The following is a 16844-nucleotide window of genomic DNA, read 5'->3' as shown; positions in this document are numbered from 1 at the left end:
AAAATGCTATCGGGCATTTTTGCGTTATATCTCCGATTTTTCCCCTGTCTATTGGTTTGTTGCTGTTGTTGTAATACTCCGCTATATGTACGGCGGTAAAGCTGTTTCAAGCAATATCAACCGCCGATAAAATCGAAATCAATACCGGAATAATCGTCATTTTCGCTGTTGTCAGCGTTCTCAAAGCCCTCCGTGGCGCTCGGATTGCCGCTCACGGCATATCCTCTGCCGTCCATTGTCCCCATGGGAACAGCTCGAATCTCATTGAACTGTACAGGGTAACTGCTGTTCAGGCTCAGCATCAGGCTTGCAAGAAAATTCGGCATTTCGGCAATAAATGCCTTGCCCACCTCAGACACGATCTGCTCCACGAAACGCTCCTCACGCTGTCGTGTCTCAAAGTACGGATTGTCAGCAAGTTTCCCCATACGGTCAAAGTAGTCATTCACCGCCGTAATGGCAGCCACGTTGGTGGACTTAATCTTGTCCTTATTATGAAAGTCAGAGAAAGCATGGTTGCAATGATAATTTCAGCTTTGCGCACTTTTGATAAATTATTGAATTTACTCTTTATCTTTGCCATTCTGTCTTTCAACTTTCTCACCCTCTCATAAAATGATCTGACACATAATTATTCTATACTGTTGTTTAGTTCAGCTGTAAGTTCAAAAGAAACATACGATACAGAATCGCCTAATGTTTGATCGGCATTGTTATACCAACCACTGTATTTTTCGTATTTTTTGGTCGTTGTAAGTATATCTTCAGAAACGCTTGATATATTTTCATCGGTCAATGAAGCTATTGATATTTCATCATAAGGCTTACTGCTATCAGACGGAGTACCGGTTCTCTCGAGAAACAACTCCGGATGTGCAAACAGCAGTTTCCTGATCTCGTTCTGAGCAGAGCTGTCGTCAAGCCCTGTTATGTTTCTATTAAGAATGTTGCGAAGCGTTTCAGGCCATACCCAATATAAGGTCACCTCTGTTTCTCCGGTAAATGACATTTCAAATTCATTATTCTCAATCATCACAATATTTGTATTGCTTCCGTCCCGAAGCTCATAAAAGAATAAAATATGACCACTTAGATAACGATTGATATTCTCGTCGCTTATATCCGTTAATGCCTTGGTGTCAATCTCATAACCATCATCATCGTAATCAGCACTATATCCTTTCAGAACTGTGGTGAATCTTAAATTTAGCTGAGCATCAGGATTTGTTGGGACAACAGTAAATTTTAGTATTCCGTTGCTTCCGGGACCAAGTCCGTAATCAGATGAATCGATCTTCGTTATTTCTTTTAAAGTTTTATCACTGCCGTTATAATTATTTATATTCGATCCCTGATTAACAAGCCAGCTTATTGTTGGATTTCCGCCAGAAGTAGTGCTGGCACTTGGCGCATTAGGAAATATTTCATTGGTACGAGTCTGATACAAAGCCGTTGTTCCTGATGTTTTCAATTCAAACGGCATACCGCCCGCCTTAATCTGCATTCCAGATCCTTCAACACTGCGATTGCTTGTAAACCACGCAATAGTAGCAAACAGCCAGACGACGAAGGCGAGCACGGCGAGGGAGCCGAAGCGAATGAGATTTCTTTTACGAATGGCTAAAAGTTTTTTTCTGTCCTCATCATCTTGGTTTACCTGACTTTGTGCAGTCTGAGGTACCGAGCTGACATCTGAGGACTTAGAAAGAGCATCAAAAGCCTTAGCGCTCACCGTGATCACCACCTTTAAAAGAAGCTGCTAAAGGGCATAGTTAGCCTGTTAGCGCATAGTATCCCAACTTTATTATATCATTTTCAATGGACATAATCGACAATAACAGTCTTTACCATTTGTAATGTTTGTGCAAATAATCTTAACTTTAGCCTCGAAATAAATACATATCGTATATTTCTTTTCATATATACTAACAATAAAATTTTGGAGGCATATAGAAAAACATATCCCTGCAAAACAGAGCCCCCTCACATTCCGCGAGGGGGTTGTTATGTTATAGAGGCTTTAGGAACCTATGATGACTTAAAATCTTATTCATAGCCGCCGATCCACCGACGGTTTTAAGCATATCGGATAGGTCTTTAAAACCCTTTATGGAGGAATTATTATGAGAAGCTAATTTAGAGGGGAGGAATTAGTGATTAGTGATTAGTTACCACCATTGCCGTCACCATTATTTGCAGGAGTTGTTGCCATTGTAAGAGAAGAAACTCCTGCCTGAGTTTGATCAAGAGTAAAACCAGTGCTAAGTGCCCAGCTTCCACTTGCTAAGCCTTTGAACATTTCAACCTTACAAGTCTGATCTTCTCCCTCAATCCACATACGTACTATTACTTCATAATACTCTGTAGCATTTGCAGCTACTGTTGCCACTTCACCATCAGTTGCAGCAGAAGCATATGTTACTGAACCAGTACCATTAGTTGCGTTAACTGCTTGACCAGATGTAAAATTAGCTGCTCCTGTGGGGGCAAATATCCTCTTATAATCAATATCTGCTAACGTCATAGTGTTAACATTAGGAAGAGTCTTCGCGCCATCAACTGTTGCTGTCTCAAACTTTTCAGCAAAGACAGCAACTCTGAAAGCCTTATTTGTATCAGTAGTACCGCTGTAAGTTAAAGTCAAATCATTCATTATAAGTTTAGCAGCAGCATTTGTGGTATTAGTTGCCTTAAGAACAAAATGATAATCTAAATAACCTGTATCAGCCGATGCATAATCTGTCTTTAACGCTGTATCATTCGTATATTCAGTATAAGTATCGGATAAAGCATCACCGTTACCAGCAACATTATCTTTCAATGTGTAGAAGAAATTTTTTCCATCTACAGAAGACATTGGAACAACAACATTTGCTGTATTAATAGTCTGTGTCTTGCTGTTCTCAAAAGTAGTATCATTAGTTGCATAGTTACCTGCTGACCAGCTACCTCCATGTGTAGGAGCTGCGTTATCAACAAGAAGGTTATTGTCAACTACTGTCTTCATTTCCATACCTGTAATGGTAACGGTCTTGTTCATGGTAAACCACGCGTATCAACCTCATAAGATACAACTTATTGTGAGTATCTAGGCTATTCTACGCGATCTATAGAGTGCCATATACAGAGTATTAATATGAACCATCTACTTATGATTTTTTGGTATATATCGATTATTAATCCAAAAATACTCCTGAGTCAATCTATATTGTTTATTCATACTTAAACAAGTTTTTTATAATAAACAGCTTTCTAAAATAGACGTTATATTTAAATAGATCAGTAAAAAGCGCCATCAAAATATACATTTATATATAGCTCTCATATTTGTTTTTATATTCTTATATTTTGCGCCTCAATTCTAGATATATAATTTTTATATATCTCCTGCCAGATAGTACAGACACCTATTATTAGCCATATATTAAAGTTCACATTTGGACATATATGTTTTCTAATTAAATATAAAGACATATTATATCAATTAATTGGTAATAAATAGCACGATATAATACATTCAGTAATATAATACGGAATGGATTAATCATAAAAACTCAAAATACAAACTCCAACGAAAAGTTTGAACTAGATCGAAACCTTTACCGTTCCATCATGAAAAATGGACAGAGCAGCTCTAGAAGGACTTCTCAACAATATTTTTTAACGGCCAAAATAAGGCAATGAAGAAGCTGTCGCCAATGTTGATGATAGTGCTATCGATTTTCGAAAGCTTGATCTTTAAATAATAAGGGAAGATATTTCCTCTGTCAAGAGTATAGCTGAAAAAAGTGTGAATGAGATAATGTGAATCATGAAGCTTGGCTAGGTATGAAGTAGTCCACGCTTGCTGCGGATATACATACTATTATAGTTTTAATCACTAAATCGGTAGATATAAAGAAAGAGCGGCTCCTTGGAAGATAGTAATGTCTTCCGGGAGTCGCTCTTTTGAGTTGTGTTAGTCGAATACGCTTTCGTCGATTTTTGCGTTTGTGTAGATGAGATGATCATCCACTATAGTACCACTCATTTGAACAGGTTGCTGCGTTGTCTGTCCTTCTACTTCAACGTCCTTCATTTCATACAGGCTTGCGCTCACAATCACCTTATAATTGGAGTAGTAGTGATCTGTGAGGTCAGTGCCTGAGAAATTAGTTTTTACTGTGAAGTCGATGGGGATTGTGTATACGCCGCCATTGTACACGCCCGCAAGATTTGCTTTTTCAAATCTGTAGGTATAAATCTTGCTGTTACTGTTTGTAGTATCTTTCGTTACAGTCAGTGTTTTGAACGTTGGATCTGTCAAATAATCAGCAATATCAAGCTCCTGCGTATACTTTCCGTTTGCATCTTTTCTCACAAGCCTGAATGTAAGCTCCACTCCAGCCGAATCATCAATGATACTCATCAACTTTGACACATCATATACCACTACCGTGTTCATCGGACACATATTACCCGTTACAGTAGTTGGTAGATCCTTTGCATTGATTCCAAGCTGATCGTAGAGATTACCGCCTGAATACTTTCCGTCAAAATCATCGGAACTGTAAAGCAGACTTGCAGTGGAAGAAGAACGGCTGTAATAGAGATTGCGGTCATTGGTACTATCAGCTGTTTTTTCATCAATATACATTGTCATTTTGCTTGCGATTGCTGCTGATTCTGTCGATGCAATACTAGAATTACAACCAATCCATGTTCCAATAGTCTCATCATCAAGCTGTGCCTCTTCACGCTGTGGATACTGGTTTGCAATGTCTCCCGTATTTGAGTAATTCAAATCAAAGTTGGCATGGATCAGTACACCGTCAGTCTGAGTTGCATTACGAAGCATGACTCTTAAATCCTGACCATTGCCAAGATAGATATAGTTCAAATCATAATTAGGATTTGTAGTAGCATATCGTGTTGTTTCTGTTTTAATATCATGAGTTCCAACATTATAAACATTCATCTTAACAGCAGGTTTGGCTTCGATACCGCGGCTAGTTTGATTTATGCCAGTCTGTTTATTCATCGACAACATAAATATCTGACTAATTTTTACTGTGGGGTTATCAAGGAACGAGCGATTATTATACATTTGATCTGTAAGACATATTTTATTGGTCACATCTACAGTAATTACAGAGCCAATGTCAACATCGTTGGCGCTCTTAGGGCTGTATGAGCCATTGCTACCCTCCTTGATTGTGGTGGTTAATTCTGCATCAACAAATTCAAACAGATTACCAGTTACAATTCGAGTATTCTCTTTCGATGAGCCTGTTGTCAATCTTGTATAACGTGATGGATAATTAATATCTCCCAAATCATCCGGTGCAATAAATGCATAGTGGTACATTGTTTCATCATTTGTTTTTTGCGTAAAGATTGTAACATAGTAATCTTCAATTAAATACTGCTTGCCATCAAATGTATCCGTTGAGGCATCCTCGCTATACGCGATACTACTGATTTTATATGTAGTACCGCTGTCACTGCCCTTAGGTTTGAAGAATTTTGTTGCGCCATTGAGCTTGGCAGTAAATGTAGCGTGTTCTTCATCAGTTTCAATAAACTTACCAGTAGAATCACCTGCCATAGTTATGTCAAGATACTTATTGAAGAGATTTGAAGTGAATTTTTTATTGACAGTATTTCCGTCCACAATTTCCGTTTCCTGCGAAACAAAGTTATTGAGATATAGCTTATGCACCTCCGCTTCAGCTTTCTGTTCGTCAGTTAATTCTGAAGAATACAGATATTTCTGATCTGTTACAACACCAGTTCCCGTTCCGTAAACCTGACCATCATTTAACGTGCTGTAAAACGCCTTGTTTCCTTGATTCGGATCAACAAGAATCATTTTAGTACCCGCAGGAAATCCCTTATGTGTATTATCATTGATATCCCATACTTTATCATAGGTACGAAGAATACTCTCACCGTTTTCAAGTGCTTTCTGCCACTCGGAAAGTTCACGCTGATAAATATATCGTGCTTCTATCGTAATGGGCGTTCCAACGTTTTCAAGCGTAGCATTACCTCGATCATTTGTGTACTGAGTCAACTTATAGCTTGAACCCGACTTAGAAGAAATACGATAATCAAATTTTAACATCTGGCTGACATATACGGGAACATAGAGATGATAGGCAACTTTTTTGTTGTCTCCACTTGTTGCAGGATCATAGAATTCCACATCAATCAAAGTAAACTGAGCCTTGCCACTGTCAACCCGATTAATGTTGAATGCAAAGTTGCCATTGTCAACATACAGGCAAGAATTATCAGTTTGTGTAGTGCTAGTGTTGTATGTCACATCAAATTTGGACGTGTCCGTGTTGAATGTACACTTTGCCAGTTTGAGGTTAAATACATCCGTTTTATTATTTGCGGCGAAATTATAGTCTGTGTTTGTGAGAACACGAAGATAATTGTTGAGCATATATGTTAATGTGGTTCCATCGTTATCATCAACCACAAGTACAGGGAAATCAAGTTTCAAATCATCCATCTCATCAGGGTACTCTGTAGATGTAATGGTTTTGAAAGTCGTGTATTTAGTAGAGATAAGCGTGTCAAATGCGGCAATGCCTTTTGTAAGTTGCGTAGTAGTTACTTTATTATAGTAGTTTTTAGGCTTAGTTGACAACTGAAGATCACGCAGAATAGCATAGGCGGCAGATTCTTCATAAGACAAGCTGCTCACACCGTCACCGGTCAGAAACTGCATATGCTTTTTATTACTATGATCTTCATCCGTTGATTGTACGCCGATGTTCATAAACGGGCTGGAGGTAACAAACGGGAAGTTCTGAGCAATAGGATAGTATTTTTTATAGGTAATTACCTCTCCGTCTTTATTTGTGATGACCTTTTCTACGCCGTTATCGGTGATGGCTTTAGGAAGTTCCACAGAATTATGACTGTTGATAGAAACATTTTCATATCCGCTATGAGGTGATGTGATTGCATATTCATTTACAGGTGAAAATGTATTGTATTCGTTATAATCTTCCATATTCTCCTCGTCTTCTACAACAAGTGTTGTTTCATCATAAATGGGTTTTTCATATGGATAGTAATACCAGTCATTAATCTGCTCGGTGGAACTTGTGCCCTGATAGTCGGAGAAGATCACATAGCCATTTGTCCCATAGTGATATTTATCTTCAACTTCGGGTTTGTTATAGCAACTTGTAATTCGATCTGAATAATCATACCCCGGTGCTAATGTCCCTGTATTTTGCCATGAAAAGCCTACAACCTTAATAGTCTTTTGGTTTTTGACAACCAATACGGCATTACCTTTTCTTAAATAATCCTTATTAGTATCATATTTTTTAAACTGTAAGTTATATGCTTGAATATTGTACCCGTTTGTATTGACATCTAAATAGCCTATCATCCCACCTGCATAGTTGGACTCATATTTAACATTGTTCAATTGGACATTTTTGATTTCTGCTGTACCACCACTTCCTTGCAAATTGGCGCATAAGCCCCCTGTATCATTATATGATGATAGTTTATAACCATCTAATGTACAATGATCAAAGTGGACATATTTGCTACTACCAAGACTGATGTATCCGAGAATACCGCTACAGCCTCTGCTCGTTAGATCACTTGAATATGTCATTCCTTGTACAACTGAATTTTGATTACTTTTAACCTCGACATTTGAGAAAGTAATACTACCATTACTGCCGCTATGCCCCATTATTCCAGCAACTCTATTACCGTAGATATTTGTATTGTAGACACTACACATATCAATGGTAATTGATGATTTAGCATCGCATTCTCCAATGATTCCACCTGTTGCAATTTTATTATAGGTATCGTTATCGTATAACGGAACATGACTATCTCTCCCAATGAAAGCATTATCGCTTGCATTATAGTCGCCAATAGTTACATTGCTTATAGTGATAGGTTTGTTGCCAGTATTGCTACCTGCATAGCCAATCACTCCGCCCACTCCATTGTTATAGTCGCTGCCAATAAAGTAGGTGCGAATATCTGGAGTTGTTATTTCAACAGAGTCAATAGTTATTCCAATCTGCTCTGTATATCCAACAAGCCCTCCTACATAGAGTTTGGATGTGACAGTAAGTTCATCAGTATTTATGTTGGAGATAGTCGCTAAGTAGTCACTACTATTGGCCATCTTCATATAACCGATAATACCACCTGCCGTTTTGAATCCATTGACTGTCAAGCCATCAATTCCGATGTGTTCAACATTAAGGTTTTCAGTTGATTCGAAACCAGAATAGCCAGCCAGACCACCTGCGTGCATATAATTGGCACTAATGGCGCTTCCACCCAAGACATTGGATCGGTTATATTCCATTGTTCCACTAGAGTGGATAACATCATAATCAATCTTTCCGGAGATATCCAGATACATGATTTTATAATCATCATCTGTTCGATTCTCTAGATTGGTAGGAACAGCACCAGCGGGGGTTTGATCTGTGCGATTGTGGCGAATAATATTAAACAAGCCAAATCCGGAATTACTGTAAGGTTTATAATTCTCAAATCCAGTCTCATAATTCTTTATGGACATATTAAGATTTAAGTTAACAACCTGCGTTCCAATCAAACCACTCACTTTGTTAACACTCAATGTCATATTCTTAACTTGCGATAATGCTGTATTAGCATTAGTGGACACATTAAATGCAACACTCCCAAGCCCTCTGAAACCGTCAGGTAAATACCATGTGCCAGCATCACCTGAAAAACCGATATCACATACCGTATTGGTATTTGAGACACGGAAAACCCCGTTTCTACGATACTTAGGCGAAGCGCCGGTATCCTCAGCAACATAGTTTTTAACCAAATATGGTGTTATCGTTGTGACATCCTTCGCAACTAAATAATCATCATATCCTTCATAAGCTGCTGAATCAGTGATTACTGAGCCATCTGCCGCTTTATGACCGATGTTATCATAGTCTGCCAAACGAGATGGTCGCCATGTAGCTTCATAACTTTTGAAACTCTCTGCACTTACATTACTATAGCTATACGAATCAGAACTGCTGCTGGTGATGCCGCTTTGCATCAAGCAGGAAAGAATAAACATAGACTGTGCATTTGGAAATGTAACCGTAGTCTTTTGTGTCAAATTAGTGCCAGAGGTAACATCAGCTACATCGCCATACAATCCAATTTGCAGCATTGGATAAGGCGTTAAATTTTGTCCGGAACCTGTTTCTTTCACGATGTCGGTAATGGAATAATTCTTAGTACCATTATGCATGGTCACGCGATCTGTTCCAGCTTGATTGTTGGGTGCCGTCTTTGATGCCGAACCACTGATCCAATATGTATCAATCGTAGTACCATCATTTTGACAGCGAACTCCACTTTCAAATGGTCTGTAGGCATCGCTCTCAGTTACAGCGTATCCATTAATGACTCTACCGATAATCGGATTGACATAAAGCCAATCAGGATTCGTTGTGAGACCGCTCGTATCGGTTTCGCCATCATTGTATACAACCTTCGCTCCCGGCAAGCCGTCCTTGCTAGCTGCACTGATTGTTTTCATATCCTTGAAAATCACTGCACCGGCAATCACAACACCAACATATCCGCCAACAGGTGTATCTTTCGCATATGTGTTAGTGAGCTTAATGCGATTTGAAAAAGTAGAGTAGTCTACAGTGATGTGTTCAATAATGTTATCTCCTCCATGAATCTTACCAATAACCGCGCCATAAGCTTCCAATGTTGAATTTAATCCGAAAGTTGTAGCAACTGATGAATTGTTTAACCTTACATAAGGCATAATATCACTTTCAGCTTTCACTTTAATTGTAAGATTTCTTACAACACTTCCGCTGCTGTTAAGGATAAGCGGTACACCGCTTTTATTCTCAACCGTACTTCCGTTTCCGTCAATCACTCCGTGGAAAACATAACCAATATTAGTGTTACTTCCCAATCCAACAAAGGATGATGGAATATCAAAATCGCCATCAAACTTGTAATATGCAGAAGCAACATACTTCATTACAACATCTTGTTTTAAAGAACCGGATGTTGCTCCAATAAAACTCGAACCATTCCATGTGTATTTTTGGCATCCGTTTGTTCCATGCCATTTATCGTCTCGATCTGTTCCATTTATAGGTATATTAATTGCCGCATTGGTGTGATTTCCGTTTAATATATTAGCAAAGGTGCAGAGTTGATCGCCACTTGTAATGACATAAGGATCGTTATACGTACCACATCCAGTAAGCAGAGGTGTACCGTGATTGACCTTGATTTGATGCTTATTATCAGCAGCTACATATCCCCCCTTCACATACGGCAGGAATTTTGTACCGAAATCTGCAAAAAGAGAATTTGTATTGTTTGCCTCAACAGAAGGATCTTTGTCTGGGCGTACATAATATGGAATCGTTCCTTCAACCGCATTATCTTCCTGAGAATATCGATTCTCCTTTCCACCAAATTCTCCCGTACCTGATGTGTAGCCAATTTCCTTTCCATAAGTGACATCTCTTGTACCATTACTGGAACTGCCCCAGTCATCCGAATGCTTGAAATTGTATTCGCCCCAAGAACCACCACCAGTATATACATACTCTTCTATTAAAGTAGCACGTGTAAAAATAGAGCGGGTAGTGTGATAAGCGGATGTCAATGCGGCATTATCTGTGCTGTCATCGAGATCTGCTTCTCTTGCATCAAGCTTGATATCGAAAAACTTAAATTTGATATACTGAGATGTTTCCTCGTTCGTTTTCTTACCTGCCTTGCCAATCAAACTTGTAGCTGCAAGTTTTCCATTCGGATAACCGGTCTGACCCGATACCGCTGAATCCGTATTGGAAACATGATTGATATTAATAACAGTATAGCTATCAATTCGATTGATTAGCAAAGGCGCATAAGAGAGCTGGGAATTTCCCGTAACAAGATTATGAACAGCAATTCCGTCTAAAACAATACTTCCATCCTTTGACTCAAATGTATATGTGTTGTCTGAGTCGCCAGCAAAAGTTCCACAGATCAGTACGCCTGAGCCTGTGCTGTCATATGTGTCCGCACCAATTGTTCCTTGCAGCTTCAGTTCGCCATTTATTGTAATATTACCGCTGACATTCAGAAAAATGCCGTTCTGTATCAAATGATGCTGTGTGTAGGGAGTAGTAGAAAATGCCGAAACAGAATCCACCAGTGTTGTCCTAGCAAAGCCGTCTGTAGGAGTTGGGGCTGCGGATTCGCCAGTCTCAATTTCCTCATTATGCAACTTGAATGTTCCTTTAATCGTTGCACCAGACACATCAACAGGATAGTAGCTGTAGCCATCCATATCAAATGTTTGGGAGCCAGTTGGAGCAATCGCATTATCAGAAAAGGGATTGTAAGCAAACGGTTTTCCCGTTTCCTTCAAGCTGGTATGAGCATACTGATTTAAACTCCAAAGCATCAGCTTATCGGAACTTGTTAAAGTAGCAGTTGGAGTTGCGGCAGTCGCATTGTCCTTTTTTGTCAGAAGAAGATCGAGGTCATAATAATACCGCGTATTCGGGTTACCCATGTTAAGGCTTCCGTTTGTTCCTGCTATAACCTGATTCTGATAGGTGTTGCAGGTGTTGGTCTTCATGACATTGTTGACAGTAGAAGTGGTATTGCCTCTTGTACGAATGGACACGATGCCCTGACCGTTTTCGAGAATCTTTGATGCACGGACACCGGCTTCATCTTCAGCGTAGAAAGCACTATAAGCCACAAGCTCATCAAAAACCGTCGTGCTGTTAAAACTCGGAAAATTCGTGACTTGAGAAAGAACAGCAGATGAAGTTCCAAGTGTATAGGTGGTCATATCCGGAAGAACAAGGTAAAGGGCATTTCCACCGATTTTGAAACTGCGATTAACGATCATGCCAAAAGACCTAATGTTATTTGTTTGCACCGGTGTTTCATCGGTACTATAGGTTACCACTGAAATGTTCGGTATGGTTACAGTCCCTACAGTCCACGATCCGGAGCCTGCATAGACAAGACCCGCCATATCTACATCAATGCCATTCAGTTCGTCAACATCAGCTCTGATCACAGGCGTGCCAGACACAGTTACGCTATTGAGAGATACAGTGGTATCATACCAGCCATATCCCAGCAAGCCGCCTATGCTGAGAGCATCCTTCAAATAGTCTTTTTTGTCTTTATCATCATATGTCTGAACTATTCCGCCTTCGACTGTAAGTCCGCTTAGAGTAATTGAATCAAGGGTAAGTGCCCTTGCTCCTGTGCCGGCTTCGATATAAGCAATCAGTCCACCTATTTCCTGTCTCTGTTTAGGGGCAGTATTTTTGATTGTGCCGGAAACTGTCACATTATTGATAGATGCTGTAAATGCTGTGCTGTCAATCAATCCGACAGCACCACCAATACAAGTACTGTTGCTCGAATTTGTTCCGGAAACATCCATCTTCAGCGTACAAGCTTTGCTTACACTGGTACTGTCAATATTGCCAGTTCCGCCAATTGTAATGCTTCCACTTGTAGATTTACCGAGCAGACCACCCATGCAGAGCTGACTGCCGCCAGAGTGATGCATAGCAGTGCTGACGGTCACGCCATATGCTGTGAAACCGCCTTCGTTTTCTGCCGCTGCTGCACCGACATTCTGTGTTGCCGCAGAGCAGACATAGATATTTCCATCTAAAGTCACATTTTGGATCGTTGCGCCATTTGTTTTTCCAAACAAACCGACATTGCTGTGTTTGTAGATCTTACCGCTGCCAGCGGCATCCTTTGCAACATCCGGATAATTATTTCCACTTTTTCTGGTTCCGTATGCCTCACCAATCGCAAGATAAAGTGTTTTACCGTTACCATCGAATTTTGCTGTATAAGTCTGGCTTGCGTCATCTCTTGTCAATCCCTGAATACCTGTTCCTGCAAGTGAAAGAGGCGCAGTCAGGGAAGTACTGAGCGAAAGATCTGTACCGAGCAGTGTACTGCTACTGTCTCCAGAAAATGTCATTACACCACTAGTGATATCCCCAGTATTATGCTGGATGTTCAAAGCCGTTCTTGCAAAATCAACCACACTGCTCATAGAAGTAACTGCTGCTTTCAATATAACAGTATGGTCGCCATCAGTGAAGCTATCAAGCACATCACTCTGTGTAAGGGTTGAACCAAAGCGAACGACTTCCCCCCAAGAAGCAATATCGTCTACACCGGCAGCAGATGAACTACGTTTCAATGTCCAGCCAGATTCGTCAAAGAACGCAAAACCACTGGCGCGTGTATTGATAATCTGACCGCTTTTGGACTTAGCACCGGAAAGGTCTACATCTCCCTTCATTCTAAGGACGCCATTTCCAAGCGCATTGATTACTCCACCGCCGGTAAACTCATTGGCAGACACAGTAATACCATTTACATCAATAAATGCTCCATCTGCATTACCAACCGCACCACCAAAGTTTGCGGCATTCGCTGCGGTCGTCGAAAAACCATTTAGACGCACATAAGCTGCAGAGGCTACCGTTCCTATTGCTCCTCCATAATAGGTCGATGAACCTCCCTGACTCGGCTTAGAAGTGCAGCCGCTAGATATTGTCAATGTATCATCCAAAGATGCGGCAGAATACGAGCCAATCAAACCGCCGTAGTTGGCAGTTGCTCCTGCATTATTTACTGTGATATGATTTGCATCACCAGTGGTATCTGAAATAGTAATGCTTCCGTTACTGTTATAGAGAACACCAAACAAACCGCCTGAACCACCTGCGCCCTTCAAAGTGCAGTCAACATTGATGTCATCATAAGAAAGTGCAGCAGCACTGTTTGTAAATGCGGGACAATAGTATCCGAAAATACCACCAGAGCCAATTTTGCCGTTGATCTCCTGATTGACCGTATATTTTGTTTCTCCCTTTGTGCCTGTAAAAGCAATTTCACCACCAGTGTTACATCCAACGATACCGCCGGCATAGCCGTTGGAACCAGATGCCGTAACAGTCGTAACGGGGAAACTTGTCATGTCATAGGGCAGCTTCAATGCTGCACCGCTGCCCATTTCACCGATGATAGCACCTGCGTGTTTTCCGGAGCCGCTTGCGGAAACCGTAACACCACTTGAGGTGACACTTCCAATTTCCAGCGATGCGCGATCGCCCAACTTACCGCAGATATAGCCTGCGCTCTCCGTAGAGACAACATTCATGCAGCGCTCATCTGTAAAAGAAACCTTGACGGTACAATCACTATCAATCTCACCAATCAAGCCGGATACTGTAGATTGAACAGGATTTCCGTTGATTAAGAAAGTTTTTGCTACGATTTCCCATCCTACATCAGCTCCAGAAGTTGTAGCACCATTTGCTTTAGCTACAACTTTTTTTGCGAATATAGGTTCAGTAGGATTATCTGCCGATGTTCTGCTAATCCACAAGGGACGAGGGCTATAGACAGTCACAGTTCCACCCTCGCCATCATCCACGGTTGATACACTTTCATTTCTTATCACAGCTTCTTCACCTATTGAAGCGAATAATGCTTTATCGATATTTATATAACTGTCGGTAAGGGGATTTATCGTGATTGTTCCACGAAATGGAACTTCTGTCATTGTTCCGTTAACAAGGCCTTCTCCAAGGCTGTAAAATGGGGAAACCTTGTCTGTCGGATTGGATTGGGACATATTGATTTCAACGGAATCATTTTGATGCCCTATTGGATTCACATGATATGCAACAGAATACTTTGACAAGAGATCGGCAGATGTAATGGAATATACAGTTTCTCCTTCTGCCAAAATCCAATCTTCCTCCGCAGCTTTTGCAGTGATCGAGAAGTTGCTGATCCAACCGCTGAATGTCTCATACAGCGGACTGATCGGTGTACTGGAAAGCAACATCATAGCTGCCGTTGCCACCGCTGCTATCCGCTTATGCCATTTAGAGGGCATAGGGAGATTATTCTGTTTTTTCATTTTTCATTATCCCCCTTTCGTCATATAGTCACACTCGGATTAAATGTGACTGCGCCAGTTACTGCGCTCCACGTTCTAATTTCTGTTCCCTTCATATAGAACTGAACATCATAACGCGGACATTCCTCAGAATCGACCTTAAAAACGATTGTTGTGTAGTTACCAGATGTTGTCTGCGACCATGCTGTTGAATCGATGCTATCACTATAGCTTTTCAATTCATCAATCGAAAACGGATTCAATTCCAGTATTGTGTTATTCCATGTCAGGGATACTTTTCTTGCACCATTACCCTGAATGATGTAATTAAAGCCGTCGTAAGCAGATGCTTCTACGTCATGGCTGTTCTGATCGTTCAATGCCGCACCTTCATCACTAAAAGTGCCACTCCATGTCTTAACAATCTCTGTAGCCTGTCTGGAGATGCCGATGATGCCTTGAAGCGAACCAACATCAGCGCGAATCGAATCATTAGTAGGTGTAGCGGATATCTTCACAAATACATTATCCGTGGCATCCAGCAAGTCTTTGTGGAAGTAGAATGTATAGGTAATATCATGAGGAGTTCCATTTGGCTCTTTATTCAGTATCTGATTATTTGCAGTTACAACATATTTTCCACCAGTTAAAGTAAACTCTGTACCAGTAGTTCCGTAACGAACCAATGCCGCCTTTGCAGAATTCGTGATTGCTGTTCCTCCAACATTCACAAGTTCCGCGGTAAATGTATAGGCAATATCCGAATCATAAAAATGAAGCGTGTCTGTCGGAGTATAGTTGCGGACAATTACCTGCATCTTGTAATAATCGCCTTCAAGCGCACTGTTTGACACAGGATATGTCTTCGGACTCGGTGACTCTGTACGAGTAAGCAGATTTGAAGTAAATCTCTTTTCATCAGTCTCAGCCAATGAAACGATAGTACGCTTCATGGAGTTATTTGCATCCACATATCTCGCCCATACAATGAGTCCCACCGAGGAGAGAAGCAGCGTAACAAGGCCAATTATGAGCCAATGCTTCTTCAAAACTGATTTGATCTTCATATTCTTCATAAGTGGCCTCCTTTCAGTAGAATTAATAACACAGTTACGGTGCTAATGTTGTTCTTGCATACAGATAGATTATATCTGTCTCCTTTGTTTTCTTATCGAGGGTAGCTCCTGTCCAATCGATTCGAATAATATAGTTATGAACGAATGCATCCGCATTGCCTGTTAACGTCTTTGATTTCCAATAAAGCGGTTCCGCATTTTTCTGAACCAAGTCAACATGTCCTGTTGTATTGTTATATGTTATATCATGCTGTTTTCCGGAAGAATTGGCTAAAAAAGGTGAATCGGATGCTTTGTTCAGAAATTTTCCTGAAATTGGACCACCATTGATTGTGTAGTAGTAGGTTGTTCCTGTTGTTACATCTCCGATATTTGTGATTGTACTTGGAGAACCAGCCGTATTATCAGCTGGAGCGACAAAAGATACATAATCCACGCCGTCCGTTCCGGCGGGCTGTGTGGCTGAAAATGTAGCAGGGTAGATTGTATAGGTAAAAGGATTATTTGTGGTATGTGCAAGCTCCAGTAAGTAATACGGAACACCTGCTCCAGATACGCTGAAAACATAATCCTTATGTGATGCTGTTGCGCTTGTATTCACTTCGCCTAGCTGGAAGTTAATTTCAGCTTTTCTATGCGCCGCACTGAGAAAGATTGTATTCGGAGGAACAACTTCCTGCATTCGTGCTATTTTATGCTGTCTGTTGAACCACGCATAAGTTACGCTGGAGGAGAAAATCAGGAATGCAGCTGCACAAGTAGAAAAACGGAATATCAATCGTTTCTTATTCTTATCCATGAAATCTCCTCCTTTC

At 40.5% G+C, this 16844-nt stretch carries 6 protein-coding genes; all 6 read right to left on the bottom strand.

The window, feature by feature from the left end; genetic code table 11:
• Positions 1-116: 116 nt before the first annotated feature.
• Entirely contained in the window at positions 117-428 is a 312-nt protein-coding gene (locus tag BT105_RS07195) for a hypothetical protein (RefSeq protein ID WP_242940100.1), read from the bottom strand.
• Between the two features lie 203 nt (positions 429-631).
• Positions 632-1732, bottom strand: coding sequence for a hypothetical protein (locus BT105_RS07190; RefSeq protein ID WP_072300099.1), 1101 nt, complete (start codon positions 1730-1732; stop codon positions 632-634).
• A 432-nt stretch (positions 1733-2164) separates the two neighbouring features.
• Positions 2165-3040 (bottom strand): hypothetical protein, encoded by an 876-nt coding sequence (locus BT105_RS07185; protein WP_072300098.1) that lies wholly within the window; start codon positions 3038-3040, stop codon positions 2165-2167.
• 918 nt (positions 3041-3958) lie between these two features.
• Positions 3959-14974, bottom strand: a complete 11016-nt coding sequence (locus BT105_RS07180; RefSeq protein WP_072300097.1) for a hypothetical protein — start codon at positions 14972-14974, stop codon at positions 3959-3961.
• Between the two features lie 20 nt (positions 14975-14994).
• Positions 14995-16029: a hypothetical protein gene (locus BT105_RS07175; protein ID WP_072300096.1), complete on the bottom strand. Its 1035-nt coding sequence runs from the start codon at positions 16027-16029 to the stop codon at positions 14995-14997.
• A gap of 34 nt (positions 16030-16063) precedes the next feature.
• The gene (locus BT105_RS07170; protein ID WP_072300095.1) at positions 16064-16828 is read right to left on the bottom strand and encodes a hypothetical protein; all 765 of its coding nucleotides are present in this window, start codon (positions 16826-16828) and stop codon (positions 16064-16066) included.
• Positions 16829-16844 lie beyond the last annotated feature (16 nt).

This window comes from Ruminococcus flavefaciens (assembly GCF_900119075.1).
GTDB classification, from domain to species: Bacteria; Bacillota; Clostridia; order Oscillospirales; family Ruminococcaceae; genus Ruminococcus; species Ruminococcus flavefaciens_Q.
The sequence above is the reverse complement of the archived record's forward strand: the minus strand, read 5'-3'. Positions and strand labels throughout refer to the sequence as shown.

What these genes read in the sequence shown, in the direction of transcription:
- BT105_RS07185 (WP_072300098.1), bottom strand. Translation starts at nt 3,040, where the DNA reads ATGAACAAGACCGTTACCATTACAGGTATGGAAATGAAGACAGTAGTT.
- BT105_RS07175 (WP_072300096.1), bottom strand. Translation starts at nt 16,029, where the DNA reads ATGAAGAATATGAAGATCAAATCAGTTTTGAAGAAGCATTGGCTCATA.
- BT105_RS07170 (WP_072300095.1), bottom strand. Translation starts at nt 16,828, where the DNA reads ATGGATAAGAATAAGAAACGATTGATATTCCGTTTTTCTACTTGTGCA.
- BT105_RS07180 (WP_072300097.1), bottom strand. Translation starts at nt 14,974, where the DNA reads ATGAAAAAACAGAATAATCTCCCTATGCCCTCTAAATGGCATAAGCGG.
- BT105_RS07195 (WP_242940100.1), bottom strand. Translation starts at nt 428, where the DNA reads ATGGGGAAACTTGCTGACAATCCGTACTTTGAGACACGACAGCGTGAG.